Genomic DNA, 19960 nt, shown 5'->3' with positions numbered 1-19960 from the left:
TCGATTATATAACGTTCACTTCATTTCGTCAAAGTAAATTTTGAATAATTTTAATTAAAAAAATCCTGAGAAAATTCTATCTTTTCTCAGGACCTAACATGTACCTATAGAGACAAAAGTTCTGCTTCCAATGTTTTCTCAAGAAGCACATCTGGTGCAGTTAAATATAAAAACCCGTTTCCTACAAGGGTTTTCGATTGTTTTAGCGGAAGGGTTCTTCGTACGAGCTGAGCATATACCTCAGGTTCTGTCAGCTTACGCTGGAACGCTTCTTCTTCGGCATTTTTAATAATGGCGAGTGCACCGCTCACATGAGGGGCAGCCATGGAAGTGCCTGTTAGTCTTCCGTATTTATGGTTAGGGAGAGTGGATAAAATGTCTTCACCTGGAGCGACGAGGTCGATTTCTTTATTCGCATTGGAGAATTCAGAGGATTCTCTTGCAAGAGAGACAGAGCCGACGGCAATGACCTCGTTGTATGCAGCTGGGTAGGAGAACTCTTCAGTACGCTCGTCTCCGTCACCTTCATTTCCTGCTGCGCAGACAACAAGCACACCGCTGCTTACCGCATGTTGGATGGCCTTTTGCAGTTCTGGTTCATTGCTTGGTCCACCGAGAGACATGGAAATGATATCAACTTTCTGTTCAACCGCATAGTTAATGCCATTGATAATCCATTCGTATTTCCCGCTGCCATTTTTCCCTCCAAGAACTTTCACGATCAACAGCTTGGCTTCAGGCGCAACACCTAAAATGCCACCATTTTGATCCGTTGCTGCAATCGTTCCTGATACATGGGTACCATGCCCGTTGTAGTCTTTTACATTCTCAGCATCGCCATTGTCATCATCGGTAAAGTTTTTTCCTCCGATAATCTGATCTTTTAAATCGGGATGCTCCGTGTCGCAACCTGTATCAAGGACAGCAATGGTTATGCCTTTTCCTTTGAAGCCACTTGACCAAAGTTCGGGTGCTTTAATCTCCTGAATACTTTCCGGCGTCTCTTTCGCTTCCATCACATTGGCTTTTACTTCATACGGAATTAAGCGAATTTCACCTTTCATAAGAAAGCCCTCCTTATTTTGTTTTCAAAGTAGATTCAGGTTGCGTAATGTTATTGTATAAAACAAATGTTTGATCGGAAAGGGTCAATTGTAATAATTTTTCAAATAATCAAATAATTATTTATTGTGCAGTTCTCCTCATATCTTGCCGAAAGAAGTCACCTTTTGAGGAAAACTCTTAGTATCATATGAAAAAGAATGAAATGTTGCATAGTGAGCTTGCACCTGTACAGATGAAAATGGGTGAAAAGAACTAAAAAAGGCAGATCGAAAAAACAATCATATAAAGAGATAGAGGATGACAGAAAAGAAAAAGGTACATGGCATGTGCAGATAATTGTTTTTTCATTATAATGATCGAAAGAATATAGAATGTAAAAAGTATTTGACATTTTTTAAGCGGATGATATGATTGAAATGTAAAAAGTATTTGACATTTTGATTGGGAGGGGACTAACCGTTGGATGTTGTCAAAGTTGTGTATTCAGTCATCTTATTAGTGGTCGGACTGTTCATTTTTATCGCGCCCATGATTCAAAAGGGTGATGAAAGAAAGAGATTTATCTACTCAAAAGCTCAATCGTATGCATTTATGGTGGTCATTGGTATGCTTTTATTAGAAGTCGCAGAGTCTATATTTTTAACGACCCAAGGGAACAATTCTGATAAGGGGTTTGGGATTTCTCCCATCATGTTCCTAACTGTGATTTCGGTCATATATTTAGTTACATTACTCATATACAGAAAAAAATATGGTGATTAAATTGCAAAATCATATAAGAGAACTAAGGAAATCCATTAAATTATCCCAAGAAGAACTTGCTAAACGGTGTAAGGTCTCGAGACAAACCATCAATGCCATTGAAAACGATAAGTACGACCCTACTTTACAATTAGCCTTTGACATCGCCTCTGTTTTGAATACGACTGTAGATGAGCTTTTTGTCAGTCAACCTAAAAAGAAGTAAGGGACCAGCCTCAGAAAAGAGGCTTTTTTTGTTGATTTCTGTAATGTGAAAGGGTCAGCTGAAAATAAAAATCAACCATATTACATAACAATTCCTTATTCATGAAAAATAAGATATGAAGATTGTGACTGTTCCAATGGAGAAAGGCAACATATAATAATGGAAAGACAAGCTTGCCTTTCAGATAGGAGAGATAGAGATGAACAAAGGGAAGATACTCGTGGTAGAAGATGAAAAGAAAATTGCAAGAGTGCTGTCATTAGAACTTGAATATGAAGGATATGAGGTCACAGTCCAAGATACAGGGATGAAAGGACTCCAGGCACTCGAGGAGGAGAGTTTTGATTTAGTGCTTCTAGATGTCATGCTTCCAGAATTAAGCGGACTTGAAGTGCTTAGAAGGGTTCGAAAGACAAATACGGCAACACCGATCATTTTGATTACCGCAAGAGGAAGTGTTCCCGATAAGGTCAGCGGTCTTGATCTTGGGGCAAACGATTATATTACAAAACCCTTTGACATAGAAGAATTATTAGCGCGAATTCGTGCACAGCTGAGGTTCAATCACAATGCGCAAGAGGAAAAGGAAATTGAGCTAAGTATTGCAGATTTAACGGTGAATGAGAAAACAAGAGAAATTCAAAGAGGCGATCAGACGCTTGAGCTGACACCGAGAGAATATGACTTGCTTGTTCATTTATTGAAACATCAGCAGCAAGTGCTCACAAGAGATCAGCTTTTAACAGCTGTTTGGGGTTTTGATTATTTTGGTGACACGAACGTGGTTGATGTCTATATTCGCTATTTAAGAAAAAAAATCGATTACCCGTTTGAAAAACAATTGATTCACACAGTGAGAGGTGTGGGTTATGTGATGAAAGGATAAAGCATGAGATTAAAAAATAAGATCCAGCTTTATACATCGTTGTCCTTGTTTTTAATGGTGCTGCTGTTTCATACAGCGATTTATTTTATTTTTTCGATGACCTTGACGCAAAAAGATATGTCCAGACTGTCGGAAGTAGCTGAAAATATTGCTATTGCACTAAAGAAGTCAGAAGAAGAGGGGCTTCCATCTTCAGAGCTTCTGAAAGCGTATCTGCCTCAAAATGGTATGATCCGTGTCGTCACAGAGAAAGGTGAATCAAAGCTGACCGTCACGAAGGAATCTACGTTTAGCTCACTTCCTTTTACATACGAATCTGGTCAGACAGCAGAAATTCAAGAATACAATAAGCATATGATTGCGTTCGCGGCTATCCCTGTCATTTGGACAAATGGGGACATTGTGTCGCTGCAAGTATATGAAGAAATTGAAAATACAGAAGAGAACTTGGCGTTATTAAAAATGATTTTAATCGCTACTGGCGTTTTGTTTATTGTGCTTTCTTATTTTGCAGGCCACATTTTAACGAAACAAATTGTCCGCCCAATTAGTCGAATGACCAATACGATGAAAGCAAGTATGAGAGAAAAGGCATTTAAACGAATTGAATTAACAGGCGATTCAAAGGATGAACTGTATCAAATGGGTCAAACCTTTAATGAAATGGCCGAAATTCTCGAGAAACATTATGAGAAAGAGCAGCAATTTTTGCACGATGCTTCTCATGAATTGAAAACACCCATTACCGTCATCATGAGCTACAGCAATTTACTAAAACGCTGGGGGCAAAGCCGGCCAGAGGTCGTAGAAGAATCCTCTCAAGCCATTCATGATGAGGCAAAAAAAATGAAAAGGCTGACAGATCAACTACTCACACTGGCGAAAAATGGGCAACCGCTTTACTTGGACATGAAGCCGGTTGATCTTGGTCAATTGTGCAGCCAAGTTGGGCATACACTTGAAGTGGCAACCAATCGAACCATCTTTACTCATGTACAAACAGATCAGCCTGTGATTGCTGAAGGGGACGAAGAGAAGATCAAACAGCTTTTGACCATCTTGATTGATAATGCGGTTAAATATAGTGCAGAGCCAGTTGATGTGAACTGCGGACGAGCAGGAGAGAAACCGTTTATTTCGGTTGTTGACAAAGGAATTGGCATAAAAGAAGAGGATCTGCCGAAAATCTTTGACCGCTTTTTCCGTGTGGATGAAGCGAGAAACAGTGAGACGGGCGGAACTGGGCTTGGCCTGTCAATTGCGAAGCAAATTGCTGAAGAGCATGGGGCTGAGCTAAAGGTAGACAGCCGTATCGGTGAAGGAACCGTGATGACCATTCTTTTTCAGAAATAAGTAGGTCTTTTCTCATCAATTTCTCATTTCCTCCTTATAAAATAGGAAATAGGAAGGAGGCGCTGCATGTCTAAAAAAATGAAAATGCTGCTTACGCTCGCAGGATGTCTTTTCATTCTTGTGGCTTTTGCAATGCTCATGATTCAAACCATTGACAAAAAAATATTAAGCGAAGCAGACATTAAAAAAATCATCGCAAAAGACTACAATGGAAACATCACAAATATTGATCTGATCAATCATAAACAGGACTATACATTGACGCTTGAAAATTCAAATGGCATCTATCAAATCATTGCATCTTCCTCAAGCGGTCAAATGAAAGAGATGAAACAGTTAAAGAGCTATCAAAAACCAAATGAGAAAAATGCCGAACTCCAAGCAGAAGAAGTGGCAGTGAAAAAAGTGAAGGGTACCGTGATTCAAAAGAAAGAAAAATCGGATCGCTTTATCTTTACGATTCAATCAAAAAAAGAACTGTATCAAGTGGATGTTGAGAAAGACACGTTCAAGGTGATTGAAGCAGAAAAGAAAAAGCCAACCTCTAAAGAAAAGAAGCTGACAAAAATAACGGTAGAAGAAGCCATTCAGATTGCCGTAAAAGAAGTGGGCGGTACAGTGGATGATGCAGATCTTGAAACTTTTAGCGGAATGCTCGTGTTTGAGGTAGAGCTCGATTTGCCGGATGGAAGAGAGGCAGAGGTATTAGTGAATGCCTATACAGGAGATATTGAAGGCATTACGTACGAAAACTAATCATTTTCTCATGATTTTCTCATGTTCCTTTCCTTCCTTTATCATCTTGTTTTTTTAAGATAAAGGAGAAATCAAACAGAGGAGGAGTTAAACATGATAAAAAAAGTACTAGTAGCTACAGCATTCACAGGAGTACTTGTCGCAGGTGGTTTCACCCTTCAAGCGCAAAATACAAATCAAACGGCAAATGCCGAACAAGTGGTGCAAAAGAAATCTTCATTTGTCTCAAAGAAACAGGCTGAAAAAGCAGCATTAAAAGTTGTGAAAGGCTATGTAGATGATGTAGATCTTGAGCGTAAAAAAGGAAAATGGGTATATGAGGTCGAGATTAAAAAAGGCGGCTTTGAATATAAAGTATATGTCGATGCCAAAACAGGCAAAGCGCTCAATGATCCAGTCAAAGAAAAGAAACAAAATGTAAAAATCACCAAAAAACAGGCTGAACAAATTGCCCTTGCAAAAGTAAAAGGAACAGTCACAGATTCAGAATTAGATAAAGAAAATGGTGTGTACTTGTATGAAATTGAAATTACGACACCAAGCGGCGAAGAAGTTGATTTTGAGATTTCCGCTAAAACAGGCAAAATCCTCAAGCAAGAATGGGACGATTAAGGTATAAATGAACCTTTGAGCGTGATAGAAAACCTTTGCAGCCCTAGGAAGGACGAGTACTGGCGCGGGGCGAAATTGACATTCGTGAGCACCAGCACGCACACGCTGAACCTTACACTTTTATGTGTAAGGTTTTTTCATTGGGACAAACTACTGGAAAGGAGGCGAGAGAATATGATGAAGAAAAAAGAAGAAGAACAGACGATGGATCGTGCGGAATATGTTCCCCATCCTGATGGAGAAGGATATGCTTTGTTTTTGCATGATTCTTTTCATCTCCTCTCCCAAGAGGATATGAATCAGCCAGAAGAGGAATAGAAGACATGAAAGGGCGATGGTCAACTTGTCTATCGCTCTTTTTTTGAAAAGTAAGCGAATACATCAGGAAACTTGGCATCTTGCTTATTGACATCATTGCGCTTTTTCTGTAATCTCAGTGTGTCAACAATATGAGACTTCGTTAGGTGAGGCTCCTGTATGGAGATACGCTGCTGCCCAAAAATGTCCAAAGACGCCAATGGGTCAACAGGAATCATCGACATAAGGTGATTTTTAATGCAGCTGGATGAATCCTATGCCATACAGTGCTAAAGCTCTACGATTGAAGGAGCAAGTGTTTATTTGTCATGCTTACAAAGCGCCTTCATTCGGTTGAAGGTGCTTTTTTATGAGAAAAGGAGGTGTGGGGATGGATCATCCCGATTCGAGACACATAGAGAGTATGTCAAAAGATCAGATTGACGCATCAGATAGAGGAGATCCTGACCCCCGCACAATCTAAGGGATTCGGGTATCTCCTGATTTTGGGGAGGTAACAGCGATGATACAGAACATTACGTACGATGAACTCATTTTACGCATCATTATTTTACTAAGAGATGGAAAACGTAAAGAATTTAAAAACATTATGGAAGAACTTCAGCCTTATGATATGGCCTACTTATTCAAGGAGCTTCCAGAAAAACACCGCGGCCGCTTTCTCAGCTTTTTAACAGTCGATGACGTGACGGAAATGATGGGTGAACTGGAGCGGGAATATCAAGAGATTGTTCTTGAAAAAGTAGGGAAAGACAAAGCCACCTTCGTCACAAACAAAATGGATAACGATGATCTAGCCAACTTGTTTGATGAGATGGAGGATGAGCTGAAGGATCAGCTTTTATCTAACATGGAAGCAGAGGAATCCAAGGCCGTCCAGCTTCTCATGAATTACCCTGCTGAGACAGCAGGCCGGATCATGACCAATCGGTACGTTTGGATTCCGCAGCATTATACGGTTCAGGATGCCGTGGTGAAGCTGAAAAGCTTTGCTGAAATTGCTGAATCGATCAACTACTTATATGTCATAAACGATCAAAAACAGCTTGTAGGGGTACTCTCATACAGGGATCTTATTTTAGGTGAGCCAGATGAAAAAGTGCAGGATCTTATGTTTACAAGAGTCATTGCCGTTGGTGCCTTTCAAGACCAAGAAGAAATCGCAAAGCTCATTGAACGATATGATTTCCTTGCCATCCCTGTTGTAGAAGAGAACAATGTCTTAGTCGGAATTGTGACAGTCGATGATATCATTGATGTTGTGATTCAAGAGGCAGGAGAAGACTATGAAAAGTTTGCTGCCTCTGGTAAAGATATCACGTTCGACACACCGGCATTTGTGGCGGCATATCGCCGTCTTCCATGGCTCATTTTGCTCCTATTCATTGGGCTGATTTCAGGCAGTATCTTAAATTATTTTGAAGATACCTTGCAGCAAGTCGTTGCTTTAGCATTCTTCATGCCGATGATTGCAGGTATGACAGGGAATACAGGGACACAGTCTCTAGCGGTTGTCATTAGAGGATTGTCAAAAGAAGAATTAACGAAAAAAACCATTATGCGCTTGATTTTCAGAGAGCTGAGAACAAGTATTTATATTGGGATTGTTTGTTCAATCATTATTACGGTCGTTGCCATGGTATGGCAGGGCAATATGATTTTAGGTTTTGTTGTAGGTTCCTCGCTTCTTGCAACACTGATTATTGGGACGATGGCAGGTACGGTCGTGCCGATTATTTTACACAGATTAAACGTCGACCCAGCCATTGCATCTGGACCGCTGATCACAACATTGAATGATATTTTATCCTTACTCATCTATTTTGGAATTGCAACAGCATTTCTTCATACACTGATGTAGTCAAAAGACTGTAAAATGTAACGTTTTACAGTCTTTTTTGAATAAAGATTGCATATAGCGCTTCCATCCTTTACATTTTAAGGAGAAGGTGGGAGAAAAAAATGAAGAAGTTTTTATTCATTTTCATGTGCATTGTTTTGCTAAGTGCATGTTCAAGAGAAGACGAGGGGAAAGACAGAAGACTTGTGGCATCAGAGCATATGTTAGAAGCGATAACTGAAGGAAATAAACGAAAAATGGACAATGTCTATGTCGAAGGCGCAGTCCCAAGCCCAAGTGACATTCTTAAATCGAAAAAGGAATGGGGAATTGAGACGCTTTCTTATGAAGATTTTCAATTGGAAGAAGCCAGCATCCATGTCTTTCATGCAAATTATAAAGATGTAAACACTGGAGAAAAAAAGGCGCTTGCCTTTCGGGTGAAAGAAGATCCTGAAAAAGGCGGCGTACGAATTGACTTTGTAGGGGTTGTTGAAGGAACTGACGCTTCATCTAAATAAAAAGAATCGTTCATATGCTTTATGATAAATCAGGCATAAGTTGAGATAATGTAAAAGGATAGAAGAGCTGAAAGAATGTCGCTCTATCTATCCTCTTTTTTTAACACACATGATCTTATTAATGAAAACAATGATCTGTCTCAGATCACATATTCGTAATGCCTATTAACTCCATAAATTGTGACAGAGCACTGGTCATGTACGAATCACGTCGCCTGATCAACACAGTGGGCACGATTCGATGTGGTTCCGGTAATGGATGACAGGTAAATTTGCCTTCCCCCCGAGATTCAACCATAGATTTTGGTAATATAGTCACTCCCAGCCCGCTTTCAACACATTTAAGGACGCCCTCTAACGTACCATATTCCATGACCTTCATAGGAGGATAGCCGTTGTTCTCTAGCCACTTTTGCCATCGTCCTAAATAAATACAATGGGCGAATGACGAGAGCAACGGCTCATGTAAAATAGATTCTACCTGGAATTGCTCCGTGGAGTAGCTTGTAATGAGAACGAGGGATTCTTCCAATACAGGATACTCGATGATTTCTGGATGAAGAATTGGCCCATCTACTAACGCGCTGTCTACTTTGTAGTTGAGGATAGCGCTAACTTGGTCGACTGTAGGTGCCATATACAAGCTCAATTCTACTTGTGGGAATTTTTTGTGATATTCTGTGAAAATGCTGGGCAATCTTGTAGATGCGGTGGACTCTATAGATCCAATGTGTAAAGATCCCCGCGGAGTAGAGGAAAGCTTTACTGCTTCTATCGCTTCTTCGTAATCGTATAGTAATTTATTTACATAGGGCAGCAGTTCACGTCCTGCAGGCGTTAAAGATATTTTCTTATGATATCGATAGAGAAGAGGTACACCTAACTCTTGTTCAAGACGTTGGATTCTTGCGGTGACATTGGACTGCACATAATTTAATTTTTGAGCAGCTTTTGTGATGCTTTGTTCAATGGCAACGGCTTTAAATACTTCCAAAGATTTAATATCCAAACTAACTCTCCTTTTTTGCATCACAAATTGTGATGATCTATATGCTATTTTTTGATTTTACGTGATCCAAAGAAGTATGTAAACTAAATGATAGAAGAGGTTGATGCTCATTGCGTCCCTTTTATCTGATCGAGAGGAGAAAATGAGAATTTTTTAGCTGTGGCAATTAAAACAGACGTTTCCATTTAATAAGGAGGGGAATCGATTGATTTCAAAGGTAAATATCGAAGAAAAATTTTCGCAAATAAATGATTATTGGAATCCTAGAATAGGTGGAGAGTTGAACGACTCATACATGAAAATGGTGAAAATTAAGGGTGAATTCATTTGGCATCACCATGATGATGAGGATGAAATGTTCTTTGTGTGGAAAGGCAATCTAGTCATCCGTTTTAGGGATAGGGAAATAACGCTTCATGAAGGAGAATTTCTTGTGATTCCAAAAGGAGTTGAACATCAGCCAATTGCTGAAGAAGAAGTTCACTTGCTCTTAATAGAACCCAAAACGACGCTAAACACGGGGAATGTGCTCAATGAACGAACTGTTTCGATTCCTGAACAAATTTGAAAAACTAAAACGTTAAAGATCAAGTACCTTAGGGGATAAATAGTTGAATGGTTGTTTTAGCTAATAACGAGGCTGCAATTGCTGCCTCGTTTTGTTGCTTCAATGATTCAGATGAGTTGTAATGCATTTCCTTTCGCTACCTGAAATAGACTCTTCAGCAAGAATCGGTCTTTGGGTCAGTTCGTGCTTTCATCGATTCATATTCAGGACGATCAGATGCTAAGTTTATTTTGCCGAGTAAGCAATTGTTATTTAGTTCATCGATTCTTGTACCGGAAGTGCGCGTTGATCTGTCCTTCCAGCATTTTTTTCTTATATTGTCCGCTTTTTAATGCCTGTTCTTTTTTCTTCATGTCTTTTAAAATTTCCGCTGTCTGCACACCATCTTCCCGTTTATTGGCGATATCCATTAAACGTTCTACATCAGAAAAAGAATATTTCCGTGTGCCTCTTGTTGAGCGCTGGGGATAGATGAGTTTACGTTCCTCATAATATCGGATTTGCCTGACGGAAAGTCCTGTTAATTCACTGACAATCCCGATTGAAATGACTTTTTTATCTTTATAAGATACATCTTCCTGCGTCATATCCTCACCCCTGCAAGTCTTTTCTTCATATTATATCCAACAGTCAGTAAAAAAACCTAACGTTTGTTAGATAATATAACACAAAAATGAATAAAGTGAAAAACAATGGAAGGAAAATTGACATATAAAGTGCAAATCATATCACGTGAACATATGATAAGAAAAAGAAAAAATAAGGAGGGGGCGCACTTGATGGAGAAAACACAGATCATCCGTATGGCAAAAGAAATCATCGCATTAGATGTGAAGAGGGATGAACTGCTGGAGCAGTTCATGCAGGTTGCGGGTCAGAATGCACATGCTCTTCTTAGAGCCGTACAAAATGATTTGTATAAAAAGTCCTCATAAGCACCCGATCCATATCCATTGATAGGAGGGGAGATGTCGTGCGGCGTATATTAAAAGAAGCTTTAGCGAAAGAAAGACATTATTATACGAAGCAGCTTTGCTCACTTGGGGTGTATAGCCCTGATATGACCAAGAACATGACAATTAGTGACTTAAAAAAAGAGTATCATTTCTTTTTCAACAAAACCGATCGCTATCTTTAACATCCCTTATCATGTGCACTGTCACATGAAGGGTTCTTTTTTTGTGTGTTTAATATTATAGCAATATTGAATTTTGTAGAAATTTGACGAATCAAATGTAAGAAAATATAGAGTCTTTACAGATTATGTTAAAATTTGTCGTAACATGATGGTTTGCTGGAAAAGCTTTTTTTCGAGATGATTGTGAAAAATAAGAAGGATTTTAAAAGTTTATATCGAAATCTTATACATAACACGAATGGAGTCACTTATGTGGTTGAAAGGGTTTTCAAAAACGTACTTCTATTTTTTACGAAAGGCTCCAACTGCACCGCAAGAAAGCCTTGAAGTTAAAAAAATATTATAAGAGGTAGATATGTGATGAGACTATCGTTTAATGAAGAAGAAGTAGAACGTTCAATGACGCTTTACAAAGTTTTTGCAAGGGCATTTAAAAGCGTTTCCGAACACAGTATTAGAGACAGCAAGGAGCATGGATTCAATCCAACTGAATTTGCCGTTCTCGAATTACTGTATACGAGAGGTGCTCAAAAACTTCAGCAAATCGGCTCAAGACTCCTGCTTGTCAGCGGGAATGTGACGTACGTAATTGACAAGTTAGAACGAAATGGTTTCATTGAAAGAGAACAGGACCCAAAGGATAAGCGGTCAGTTTATGCCCATTTAACGGATAAAGGGCGCAGTTATCTGGATAAAATTTATCCAATCCATTCTCTTCGAATTGCGCGGGCGTTTTCTGGTCTTTCGCGTGAAGAACAGGAGCAATTAATTAGTCTGCTGAAAAAAGCAGGTATTCACAGTCAGCATTTGTTATTTAGATAAAACGAAAAGGTGCCATGGTTGGCACCTTTTAGATTGTTGACAAAGGGCTAAAATGAACTTGATTTTAGCCCTTTGTCTTCTTTTCAGCCCAGCGTGATAGAAAACCTTTGCAGTCTAGGAAGGACGAGTACTGGCGCGGAGCGAATTTGTCATTCGTGAGCACCAGCACGCAGGACTGACAAAGAATGCGAGGGTTTGTCTACACGCTGAAAGGTGCCATGGTTGGCACCTTTTTTATGTATCCAGCTGATGAGCAGGATAGGCGATAAATTTTTCAATGTCACTAGCTGGAAGTGGCTTGGCATAATAAAAGCCTTGTAGATCGTCACAGCCCTGCGCAGATAAAAGTTGCGCTTGTGCAAAAGTTTCAACACCTTCAGCAATGACTTCTAGAGATAGCTGGTGCCCCATTGCAATAATAGCCCCTGTGATTTGCTCAGACTTTGAATCGCTCAAAATATCCTCGATAAATGATTTATCAATTTTCAGGCGGTGAATCGGCAAATCCTTCAAATAGCTTAAAGAGCTGTGGCCTGTACCAAAATCATCAATACTAATACGGACGCCAAGTTGTTTTAGAGATGTCAGTACTTGTTTTGACTGCTTGATGTTGTCCATTGTCATGCTTTCTGTCACTTCAAGCTCAAGAAGTGATGGTTGAAGGTCGTATTTTTTTAGCGTTAGTTTGATCAAATCAATTAAGTCTTCAGAGTTAAACTGCTTAGCAGATAAATTGACCGCTACAGGGATTTTCAATTGCTTGTCATACCACAATTTTGCCTGCTTACATGCTGTGTCAATGACCCACCTTCCAATATCGATAATCAGGCCCGATTCTTCAGCAAGTTCAATGAAAGCCTCTGGTGATTTTAGAGAACCGTCTGGTGCTTTCATTCTTAAAAGGGCTTCAACACCTGTCATCTGTCTTGTTTTGGCGCTGATTTGCGGCTGATAATGAAGCACAAACTGCTTTCTTTGAATGGCATCTCGTAGCTCCAGTTCGCGATTGAGTCTGTCCTCACTCAATCTTTCCATAGATTCAGTAAAGAATTCATAGCGGCTTTGTTTATGTTTCTTTGATAAATACATGGCCATATCTGCTTTTCTCATCAATTCCATACCATTCTTACCGTTTTGCGGAGAGATGGCGATTCCAATACTAATGGATGTAATGAGCTGATGGTTTTGAATGAAAAAAGGACGTTCAAATTGGCGAATGATGTTTTTCAAAAGCTGTTCAATTTTATGTGTGTTATGCTCCATGTGAGGAAAGATCATTAAAAATTCATCCCCGCCAATTCTTGCAATAAAGCCATTGTCAGGCAAACATTTGGTTAGTCTGTTTGCGGCCGCTTTCAACAGCAGATCGCCTATGTTATGACCAAGGGCATCATTAATAATTTTAAACCGGTTTAAATCAAGAAAAAGAACTGCCGTTGACGTTTTTGTCTCTTCTTGAGCGGATAAAACATCATTTAAATGATTAATTCCGTGACGACGGTTCGGAAGTTCAGTTAATGCATCATAATGTGCCATCACATGAATTTCTTTTTCAGCAATCTTCTGCTGGGTTAAATCCTTAAAAACGAGATAAATGCTGTCAAGTGTATGGTTGACGTGTACGGGTATGTATGTAACATGATAATAATAAAAACGATCTGCTGCTTTCAGTTCTGCTTCACGCGTAATTGCTTTTTTTGATTGATAAATAAAGTCTTCCCACATCTCAGTCGGCATGACGTATTGACTCACATCATCACCAATCCAGGAATTGCACATTTTCAAAATGTGTTTGCCTGGGTCATTCGCCGATATCACTTTTCGATCAACAGATAACACGATAATACCATCTATATTATGTTTGATCAGTGATTGGAACCGCTGTTCATTTTCTTTTAGCTGATCTGATTGTGACATAATCCGTTGATCAATATAGGCGCCGAAAATCATGAGTGATTGGACGATAAGCGTCATCAGGCCGATGAAAATGGACAGGCTAAATGGTGACATTTCAAGAGAACCACCCGTAGCGACCTGACCATCTGAATGAAAAAACATCGTCGAAGACGCCATGCCAGTGTAATGCATGCCCGCAATAGCACCGCCCATCATCAGCGCACCCGCTATTTTTAACAGCTGATCCTCCCGCCTTTTCTCAGAGCGATGGAGCCGGAAAAAAAGGTGTAATGAAAAGAATGAAGCGAGCGCACCAATAAAAAACGAAAGAAAAAAGAGAACAGGATCATAGCTGATGGTGACATTCGCCATTGATTCCAATCCGAGGTAGTGCATGCTGCAAATAGCTGAGCCCATCGTGATCGAACTAATCAAAAGTCGTCTTGTAGAAAGTTGCTGCTGAATACATATTGAAAAAGCAATGAAAGAACCGATAAAAGAGGCCAAAATCGATAAAATGAGTAAGGGTGTTTCATATGTGATACCAGAGCGTAGATGAAACGCCATCATGCCAATAAAATGCATTGACCATATTCCCATCCCCATGATCATCGCACCAATGATCAACCATACTCTTTTCTTTGCGCCGCTCGACTGGATCACCCGGCTGGCTAATTGAAGAGCTGAGTAGGAGGCGACAGCGGCGACAGCGACTGACAGAAAGACAAGCCATCCGTTGTAGCTTCCTGTTAAATGTGTCATGTAAGAAAACCTCCTGTATCTAAAAACAGACATATACTTAATATATCGGATCAAGTGGCGCCTGTGTTCACTTTTCCTTTACTTAAAAAGGGCATTCAGCATTTTTTTTGACCATTTTTTATAGTAAAATCAAATTTAATGTAAAAAAACGAAGAAAAGTGAATCATTTTTGGTTTTTTATTCGTTTAATAGGTGGCACGGTACGATTTGCAAGCATAGCCTGTCAAACTGATTATGTGTGAAAGGGATTGATAAACATCGAAGATTTTATTATTTCATTAGCTGATGCCTTTAAGAATTTGTCGTACTTCGGCATCTTTCTTGCATTATGCATTGAATTTGTTCCTGCTGAAGTGGTGTTGCCTCTTGCAGGTTACTGGGTTTCAAAAGGGGACATGGCCTTCATTGGTGTTGTGGCTGCCGGTTCTATTGGCGGTGTGGCAGGCCCCTTGACCTTGTACTGGTTAGGGCGTTACGGAGGCAGACCCTTTTTAAATAAATATGGGAAGTATTTCTTTGTGAAACCTGAGTCACTTGATAAATCGGATGCTTTTTTTGAAAAACATGGCGGATTTGTTGCGTTTAGTGGCCGGTTTATTCCAGGGGTCAGAACCCTTATTTCCATTCCGTGTGGGATTGCGAAGATGAATGTGTGGGTTTTTTGCCTGTATACGTTTTTGGCGATTACGCCAATTACATTTGTATATGTGTATCTAGGATTTGTCCTTGGGGAGAACTGGCAAGAGGTTGGAACCATTTTAGAACCATATGTATTGCCGATTGGAATTGGTATGCTCTTATTGTTTGTTCTCTACGTGTGGCTGAAACGAAGAAAAAGAAAAACAGAAACACCAACGGCTTAATCAATGGGTGGAGATAAAAAGTCACCTGTTGACAATCCGGGGTCTGTTGATTATGATATAAGTAATCTAAATATTCTTAATCCCACCAAAGGGGAGTAGCGTCCGGTTTTTACCGGAAACAAAGTCGTCATTACATGGAACCTCATTCCATCGGCTTTGTTGGCATGATTTACATATCACATGTCTAGCAAGACCTTTGCCATTACAGGCAAAGGTCTTTTTTGCATTCATAAGCCTTTGTCTGTTGTGGGACAATAGATAAAAAATAAGGAGGAATGATGATGGATGCAGCAATTATTTTAGAGTACGGGTGGGTTCTTCTCGTATTGATTGGATTAGAAGGGATTTTAGCAGCTGATAATGCGCTGGTTATGGCTGTGATGGTCAAACACCTTCCTGAAAAACAGAGAAAAAAGGCATTGTTTTACGGACTTGCGGGAGCATTTGTCATGCGATTTGGTTCTCTTTTTCTTATTTCGTTTTTAGTAGATGTGTGGCAAGTTCAAGCCATTGGCGCAATTTATCTTCTATATATTTCGATTCACCATATTTTAAAATCGCACGTATTTAAGAAAAAGGAAGCAGACACAAACATGAAACAAAGCGGCTTTTGGGCAACCGTCGTGAAAGTTGAGCTTGCTGACATTGCATTTGCAGTAGATTCTATTTTAGCAGCTGTTGCATTAGCTGTGACTCTGCCAGCAACAAACCTTCCACAAATTGGCGGGCTTGATGGCGGTCAATTTATTGTCATTCTATTGGGCGGTATCATTGGTCTAGTGATCATGAGGTTTGCGGCGACTGTATTTGTGAAACTGCTTAAAACGAGACCAAGCCTAGAAACAGCAGCATTTGTCATTGTCGGATGGGTTGGCGTGAAGCTGACGCTCTATACACTTTCTCATCCAGCCATTGGGATCGTGTCCTCTCATTTCATTCATTCAACATTATGGAAAGTCATTTTCTGGACGGTTCTTCTCGCAATTGCAGCATTTGGTTGGTTTTTATCAAGTCCATCAAGAAAAGGCGGCCAGCAAAACGAGGAAAAACAAGAGATGCGGCTGGAAGAGTAGGTTTTTTGAAAGAAATATCATTTCATTTTCATAACACGTATATTACAAAAAAGGGGGGGATACCCCCTTATTTCTTTGCTTTTAAACGAAACGTTGTAAAGTAGATAAAGAAATACATGTCACAATTGAGTAACAGGAAATGAATTCCTCATTTCTTCCTTTGCGCTTCCCTCATAAATTAGCTATCATAAATGAGTAATATAGGGAGAACTGAGGTGAAACCATTGCTTAGCCTTTTGTTTAAAAAGGGAAAGAAAAAGCAAACATTAGAGCAGTCGGCAATCAACATCCAACAGGGTGATACCGAGCTGCAAAATGCATTAATCGAGCAATACAAACCATTTGTCGCTAAGACGGTTTCATCCGTTTGTAAACGATATATAGATGAAAAAGATGATGAATTCAGCGTAGGCTTAATTGCCTTTAATGAAGCGATAGAAAAATACTCTGCCGAAAAAGGCAACTCACTCCTTGCATTTGCGGAGTTAATTATTAAAAGAAAAGTAATCGACTATATTCGAAAAGAAGCAAGAAACGCGCCAACGGTTCAAATGGACCTTCAAGAAAGTGAGAATGGCGAGTACTCGCAAAGCATGATTGAAGCAGAGCTTTCTGCAAATGAATATAGGCGTTTAATTGAACAAGAACATAGAAGAGAAGAGATTGAACATTTTAAAGAACGATTGAAAGTATATGGTCTTACGTTTCAAGAACTGCTTGAGCATTCACCAAAGCATGCGGATGCGAGACAAAATGCCATTAAAGTGGCCCATACACTCGTTAAGCACGATGAACTGAGAACCATTTTATTTCAGAAAAAACAATTGCCAGTCAAACAGCTGGAAAAGCTAGTGGAAGTCAGCCGCAAAACGATTGAGAGAAATAGAAAATATATTATTGCGATGGCGATCATTATGACAGGTGATTATGTGTATTTGAAAGATTACCTTAAAGGGGTGCTTAATTCATGAGAAGAGGCATTATAGTAGAGAAAAACAAAAAATATGTCACACTGCTGACCCCTGATGGACAATTTCTGCGGACAAAGTATGAACAGCAAGACTATGAAATCGGTCAAGAAGTGACGTTTCCGAATGAATCACGTCTCGAAAGAAAAAGAGCCGGTTTTTTTGACCTGCTTCGTTTACGTCCGTTAAATGCAGGAATTCTATCAATTGCAGCAATTATTGTCGTGATCTTCACTATGATGCCATCTTTCTCAAGTCAAAAAGCATATGCATATATGACGATTGACATTAACCCAAGTTTTGAGCTGAAACTCGATCACAATTATCAAGTGATCGGTGTCACTCCGCTGAATAAAGATGCGAAGCAAGTACTGGCCAGTATGAAAGATTTAGAAAAAAACGACATGACCAAAGTCGTGCAGGAAATCATCGATGATTGTGATAAAAAAGGATACGTGAACCACTCTAAAAGCATTTATATTTCAACTGTTTATGAAAACAAGCAGGATCATACATACAAAACAAACGTAAAAAGTAAAATCAGCACCATCTCGGGGGAATATCAAAAGCGCAATTATAAGCTGGAAACTGTGGAAGGTGACCTGGAAACAAGAGAAAAGGCACAAAAAGCAGGCATTTCAACAGGAACTTATATTAGAAATCAAGAAATGCAAGACAACGAACAAGAGGACGTTAAAAAAGAAGATGAAGATCCAGCAGATGACGAGGCTGTCAAAGAAGAAGAGCCGAAAAATGCTGATGAAGATCAAAAAGACGAAGACAAAAAAGAAGATATAAAGACAGACGTTAGCGATGAGATGCAGCCGGATAAAGAGGCTCCAGAAGGCGAGGACAAAGAGCAGAAGGAAGTTGAGAGGGAAGAGCAAGGAGCTGTTCAAAAGCCTCACCAAACAAGCCCTAATCATGAAAATAAAGAGAAAAAGGGAAAAGAAGAAAAGGACCGCCCTTTTGAAAAAGACAAAGAGCAAAAAAAAAATCACTCGACTGATCCTGATGAAAAAAGACATCCAAATGGCACATCACGTGGTGATGCTGAAAAGCATGTAAAAAAAAACGACAGTGGTCAGAATCGTCCGTACGTCGAACGTAACAGAAATGACGTCAAACAAAAAGGGAAAAATACACCGCCTTCATACCGTGAAAACCGGGATGAGCCTACATATGAACAGTAAAAAAACGCCAGAATAGATCCGGCGTATTTCACCATGTCTTTATTTAGTTGAATGGCCCATTTGAGATTGCGCCTGCTGTACGAGTCTTTTTGTAATCTCGCCGCCAACAGAACCGTTTGAACGTGCGACTGTATCTGAACCGAGAGTCACGCCAAATTCTTGAGCGATCTCGTATTTAAATTGATCTAATGCTTGTTCTACTCCAGGAACAAGAAGTTGATTTCGATTTGCCATCACAGATTCCTCCTTTCACCTCATGTTTGTTGCGCCTTCTTATTTTGAAAAAAACAGCCTGCAATTATGCTGGCAATTGCTGCACAAAAAAGCCGAGGTGATGAAGGTCACCTCGGGCTCTGTTTTAAGCCTTTTTCAGCTGAAGCGTATTAAACATCATTTCTTGCGCTGTGCTTTGCAAGTGAGAAGTGAAAACGGAGAAAACGGTAGAACTGATAATGCCTTTAATCAAGTGCCATTGCGGCTTCGTCAATTCTGTAAACTCTTCGTGGAGCTTGTCCGTCTGTTCTTCTGTCATTTCTCTTAAATTCGTTTCCTTTAATGGAAAATGTGTATGGTGATAAATAAAATCAAGGACGTGCGCATATGCTTCATAAAAACGGATGGGGCTGATAATATCATCCGTTCGATCTGTGATCGTATTAAATAAGGCAGATAAGATCATACGAATAGAATCAAAATCAAATACTGATTTTAAATCCCGGACAATTAATAAAATAACGACCTGATCAATGGAGTACTTCTTGCCAAGCTCTGGATGGCCGATCATATCTTTAATATCGCGCTTGATCCAGTTTTGAATGGCTGTCGATTTAAGAGAAGTCAGCTCACACAAGTTGCCAAGCTCAACGATTTCGTTCGTTGAAAGCCCGTGCTCTGATTTTTGCTTCCGCCGTTCGAGTTTTTCAAAAAACGAAGGGATTTTTAATTCATCATATTCATGTTCCTTATCGCTTTTTACAGATAAATTCAAAAGCTGAAGCGGAGTCAGATCTCCCTCGCCTTTTAGAGAATACAGAAGTCTCGTCATGTCAATTCTCGTTAATTTAAAAGTCACCATGTTCCACCTCATTTGTACGTCAAAAACGTGATTATTGATCTAATTCAACATCATAATCTCTTTTTAATGAAAATGCAAAATAAACTAAAATAGGACCGCTGCGTCACAATTTGTTCACTTTTTAGCGGATGCAAGTAGCGTAATCATTGAAATGACGAGGTTTGAGCCAGTATGATAAACATAGAAAACGATTCCTTTTTCCTTGCAATTTGAGACGTTTATTTTTATAATTTTATTAATAAGTTCAAATGAACTTAATATGACAGCGGAGGTTA

At 39.5% G+C, this 19960-nt stretch carries 23 protein-coding genes and 2 riboswitches; of the genes, 17 read left to right on the top strand and 6 right to left on the bottom strand.

The genetic code is table 11. The features are described 5' to 3' along the window. Positions 1-104 precede the first annotated feature (104 nt). A complete protein-coding gene (locus ACTJJQ_RS05235) occupies positions 105-1064 on the bottom strand; it encodes a S8 family peptidase (protein WP_007498796.1) in 960 nt (319 codons plus the stop codon). Between the two features lie 460 nt (positions 1065-1524). Here ACTJJQ_RS05235 and ACTJJQ_RS05230 point away from each other — a divergent pair, with 460 nt between their 5' ends. The 9 genes from ACTJJQ_RS05230 to ACTJJQ_RS05190 all read left to right on the top strand — a co-directional run bounded on the left by ACTJJQ_RS05230 (position 1525) and on the right by ACTJJQ_RS05190 (position 8318). After that, on the top strand, positions 1525-1827 hold the full coding sequence (locus ACTJJQ_RS05230) for a hypothetical protein (RefSeq protein WP_041092341.1): 303 nt from the start codon (positions 1525-1527) through the stop codon (positions 1825-1827). A gap of 1 nt (position 1828) precedes the next feature. Next, positions 1829-2032 carry a helix-turn-helix transcriptional regulator gene (locus ACTJJQ_RS05225; protein WP_008346178.1) on the top strand — a complete coding sequence of 68 codons (204 nt, stop codon included), beginning with the start codon at positions 1829-1831 and terminating at the stop codon, positions 2030-2032. Between the two features lie 199 nt (positions 2033-2231). After that, a complete protein-coding gene (locus ACTJJQ_RS05220; protein WP_019743445.1) occupies positions 2232-2918 on the top strand; it encodes a response regulator transcription factor in 687 nt (228 codons plus the stop codon). A gap of 3 nt (positions 2919-2921) precedes the next feature. Next, positions 2922-4271, top strand: a complete 1350-nt coding sequence (locus ACTJJQ_RS05215) for a sensor histidine kinase (RefSeq protein WP_282833559.1) — start codon at positions 2922-2924, stop codon at positions 4269-4271. A 66-nt stretch (positions 4272-4337) separates the two neighbouring features. Continuing rightward, entirely contained in the window at positions 4338-5027 is a 690-nt protein-coding gene (locus ACTJJQ_RS05210) for a PepSY domain-containing protein (protein WP_039170297.1), read from the top strand. Between the two features lie 93 nt (positions 5028-5120). Further along, positions 5121-5639, top strand: coding sequence for a PepSY domain-containing protein (locus tag ACTJJQ_RS05205; protein WP_282833560.1), 519 nt, complete (start codon positions 5121-5123; stop codon positions 5637-5639). Between the two features lie 174 nt (positions 5640-5813). Beyond that, complete coding sequence (locus ACTJJQ_RS05200; RefSeq protein WP_008346168.1) at positions 5814-5957, top strand: hypothetical protein; 144 nt, start codon at positions 5814-5816, stop codon at positions 5955-5957. Positions 5958-6088: 131 nt separating this feature from the next. Further along, a riboswitch (M-box (ykoK) riboswitch) is annotated at positions 6089-6252 on the top strand. Positions 6253-6459: 207 nt separating this feature from the next. After that, positions 6460-7818, top strand: a complete 1359-nt coding sequence (gene mgtE, locus ACTJJQ_RS05195) for a magnesium transporter (protein WP_007498785.1) — start codon at positions 6460-6462, stop codon at positions 7816-7818. Positions 7819-7919: 101 nt separating this feature from the next. Then, positions 7920-8318 carry a lipoprotein gene (locus tag ACTJJQ_RS05190; protein WP_039170299.1) on the top strand — a complete coding sequence of 133 codons (399 nt, stop codon included), beginning with the start codon at positions 7920-7922 and terminating at the stop codon, positions 8316-8318. A gap of 145 nt (positions 8319-8463) precedes the next feature. On the opposite strand, the gene ACTJJQ_RS05185 is transcribed toward ACTJJQ_RS05190, so the two are convergent. Next, positions 8464-9327 carry a LysR family transcriptional regulator gene (locus ACTJJQ_RS05185; protein WP_039170301.1) on the bottom strand — a complete coding sequence of 288 codons (864 nt, stop codon included), beginning with the start codon at positions 9325-9327 and terminating at the stop codon, positions 8464-8466. Between the two features lie 205 nt (positions 9328-9532). Between ACTJJQ_RS05185 and ACTJJQ_RS05180 the strand changes: the two genes are divergently transcribed. Beyond that, a complete protein-coding gene (locus tag ACTJJQ_RS05180; protein ID WP_098680936.1) occupies positions 9533-9895 on the top strand; it encodes a cupin domain-containing protein in 363 nt (120 codons plus the stop codon). Between the two features lie 257 nt (positions 9896-10152). Here ACTJJQ_RS05180 and ACTJJQ_RS05175 read toward each other — a convergent pair whose 3' ends face one another. Beyond that, entirely contained in the window at positions 10153-10482 is a 330-nt protein-coding gene (locus ACTJJQ_RS05175; protein ID WP_007498778.1) for a MerR family transcriptional regulator, read from the bottom strand. 192 nt (positions 10483-10674) lie between these two features. On the opposite strand from ACTJJQ_RS05175, the gene ACTJJQ_RS05170 reads away from it, so the two are divergent. From ACTJJQ_RS05170 to ACTJJQ_RS05160, 3 genes are all read left to right on the top strand, one after another. Then, positions 10675-10830, top strand: coding sequence for a hypothetical protein (locus ACTJJQ_RS05170; RefSeq protein WP_089374149.1), 156 nt, complete (start codon positions 10675-10677; stop codon positions 10828-10830). A 38-nt stretch (positions 10831-10868) separates the two neighbouring features. Next, positions 10869-11033, top strand: coding sequence for a hypothetical protein (locus ACTJJQ_RS05165; RefSeq protein ID WP_008346148.1), 165 nt, complete (start codon positions 10869-10871; stop codon positions 11031-11033). A 357-nt stretch (positions 11034-11390) separates the two neighbouring features. Continuing rightward, on the top strand, positions 11391-11855 hold the full coding sequence (locus ACTJJQ_RS05160; protein WP_088004396.1) for a MarR family winged helix-turn-helix transcriptional regulator: 465 nt from the start codon (positions 11391-11393) through the stop codon (positions 11853-11855). A gap of 234 nt (positions 11856-12089) precedes the next feature. Here ACTJJQ_RS05160 and ACTJJQ_RS05155 read toward each other — a convergent pair whose 3' ends face one another. Next, positions 12090-14513: an EAL domain-containing protein gene (locus ACTJJQ_RS05155; RefSeq protein WP_440599997.1), complete on the bottom strand. Its 2424-nt coding sequence runs from the start codon at positions 14511-14513 to the stop codon at positions 12090-12092. Positions 14514-14761: 248 nt separating this feature from the next. Here ACTJJQ_RS05155 and ACTJJQ_RS05150 point away from each other — a divergent pair, with 248 nt between their 5' ends. The 4 genes from ACTJJQ_RS05150 to ACTJJQ_RS05135 all read left to right on the top strand — a co-directional run bounded on the left by ACTJJQ_RS05150 (position 14762) and on the right by ACTJJQ_RS05135 (position 18610). Beyond that, positions 14762-15376: a DedA family protein gene (locus ACTJJQ_RS05150; protein ID WP_007498772.1), complete on the top strand. Its 615-nt coding sequence runs from the start codon at positions 14762-14764 to the stop codon at positions 15374-15376. Between the two features lie 78 nt (positions 15377-15454). Next, positions 15455-15625: riboswitch (yybP-ykoY riboswitch) on the top strand. 32 nt (positions 15626-15657) lie between these two features. After that, positions 15658-16449 carry a TerC family protein gene (locus tag ACTJJQ_RS05145; protein WP_046527615.1) on the top strand — a complete coding sequence of 264 codons (792 nt, stop codon included), beginning with the start codon at positions 15658-15660 and terminating at the stop codon, positions 16447-16449. A gap of 215 nt (positions 16450-16664) precedes the next feature. Beyond that, positions 16665-17420: an RNA polymerase sigma factor SigI gene (gene sigI, locus ACTJJQ_RS05140; RefSeq protein WP_008346139.1), complete on the top strand. Its 756-nt coding sequence runs from the start codon at positions 16665-16667 to the stop codon at positions 17418-17420. Continuing rightward, positions 17417-18610 (top strand): anti-sigma factor domain-containing protein, encoded by a 1194-nt coding sequence (locus ACTJJQ_RS05135; protein ID WP_019743081.1) that lies wholly within the window; start codon positions 17417-17419, stop codon positions 18608-18610. The genes sigI and ACTJJQ_RS05135 overlap by 4 nt, the downstream gene beginning before the upstream one ends. Before the next feature lie 39 nt (positions 18611-18649). Here ACTJJQ_RS05135 and ACTJJQ_RS05130 read toward each other — a convergent pair whose 3' ends face one another. Both ACTJJQ_RS05130 and ACTJJQ_RS05125 read right to left on the bottom strand, forming a co-directional pair. Beyond that, a complete protein-coding gene (locus ACTJJQ_RS05130; protein WP_019743080.1) occupies positions 18650-18844 on the bottom strand; it encodes an alpha/beta-type small acid-soluble spore protein in 195 nt (64 codons plus the stop codon). Positions 18845-18968: 124 nt separating this feature from the next. Next, positions 18969-19685 carry a DUF1836 domain-containing protein gene (locus ACTJJQ_RS05125; RefSeq protein WP_236810407.1) on the bottom strand — a complete coding sequence of 239 codons (717 nt, stop codon included), beginning with the start codon at positions 19683-19685 and terminating at the stop codon, positions 18969-18971. Positions 19686-19960: the final 275 nt, after the last annotated feature.

It is taken from the genome of Bacillus sp. 22483, assembly GCF_052044605.1.
Lineage (GTDB): Bacteria > Bacillota > Bacilli > Bacillales > Bacillaceae > Bacillus > Bacillus altitudinis.
The sequence above is the reverse complement of the archived record's forward strand: the minus strand, read 5'-3'. Positions and strand labels throughout refer to the sequence as shown.

Excerpts from the sequence above, each read along its gene's own strand:
- ACTJJQ_RS05175 (WP_007498778.1), bottom strand. The coding sequence starts at position 10,482 with ATGACGCAGGAAGATGTATCTTATAAAGATAAAAAAGTCATTTCAATC.
- ACTJJQ_RS05130 (WP_019743080.1), bottom strand. The coding sequence starts at position 18,844 with ATGGCAAATCGAAATCAACTTCTTGTTCCTGGAGTAGAACAAGCATTA.
- ACTJJQ_RS05170 (WP_089374149.1), top strand. The coding sequence starts at position 10,675 with ATGGAGAAAACACAGATCATCCGTATGGCAAAAGAAATCATCGCATTA.
- ACTJJQ_RS05220 (WP_019743445.1), top strand. The coding sequence starts at position 2,232 with ATGAACAAAGGGAAGATACTCGTGGTAGAAGATGAAAAGAAAATTGCA.
- ACTJJQ_RS05155 (WP_440599997.1), bottom strand. The coding sequence starts at position 14,513 with ATGACACATTTAACAGGAAGCTACAACGGATGGCTTGTCTTTCTGTCA.
- ACTJJQ_RS05145 (WP_046527615.1), top strand. The coding sequence starts at position 15,658 with ATGGATGCAGCAATTATTTTAGAGTACGGGTGGGTTCTTCTCGTATTG.
- ACTJJQ_RS05125 (WP_236810407.1), bottom strand. The coding sequence starts at position 19,685 with ATGGTGACTTTTAAATTAACGAGAATTGACATGACGAGACTTCTGTAT.
- ACTJJQ_RS05135 (WP_019743081.1), top strand. The coding sequence starts at position 17,417 with ATGAGAAGAGGCATTATAGTAGAGAAAAACAAAAAATATGTCACACTG.
- mgtE (WP_007498785.1), top strand. The coding sequence starts at position 6,460 with ATGATACAGAACATTACGTACGATGAACTCATTTTACGCATCATTATT.
- ACTJJQ_RS05235 (WP_007498796.1), bottom strand. The coding sequence starts at position 1,064 with ATGAAAGGTGAAATTCGCTTAATTCCGTATGAAGTAAAAGCCAATGTG.
- ACTJJQ_RS05205 (WP_282833560.1), top strand. The coding sequence starts at position 5,121 with ATGATAAAAAAAGTACTAGTAGCTACAGCATTCACAGGAGTACTTGTC.
- ACTJJQ_RS05200 (WP_008346168.1), top strand. The coding sequence starts at position 5,814 with ATGATGAAGAAAAAAGAAGAAGAACAGACGATGGATCGTGCGGAATAT.
- ACTJJQ_RS05210 (WP_039170297.1), top strand. The coding sequence starts at position 4,338 with ATGTCTAAAAAAATGAAAATGCTGCTTACGCTCGCAGGATGTCTTTTC.
- ACTJJQ_RS05215 (WP_282833559.1), top strand. The coding sequence starts at position 2,922 with ATGAGATTAAAAAATAAGATCCAGCTTTATACATCGTTGTCCTTGTTT.
- ACTJJQ_RS05190 (WP_039170299.1), top strand. The coding sequence starts at position 7,920 with ATGAAGAAGTTTTTATTCATTTTCATGTGCATTGTTTTGCTAAGTGCA.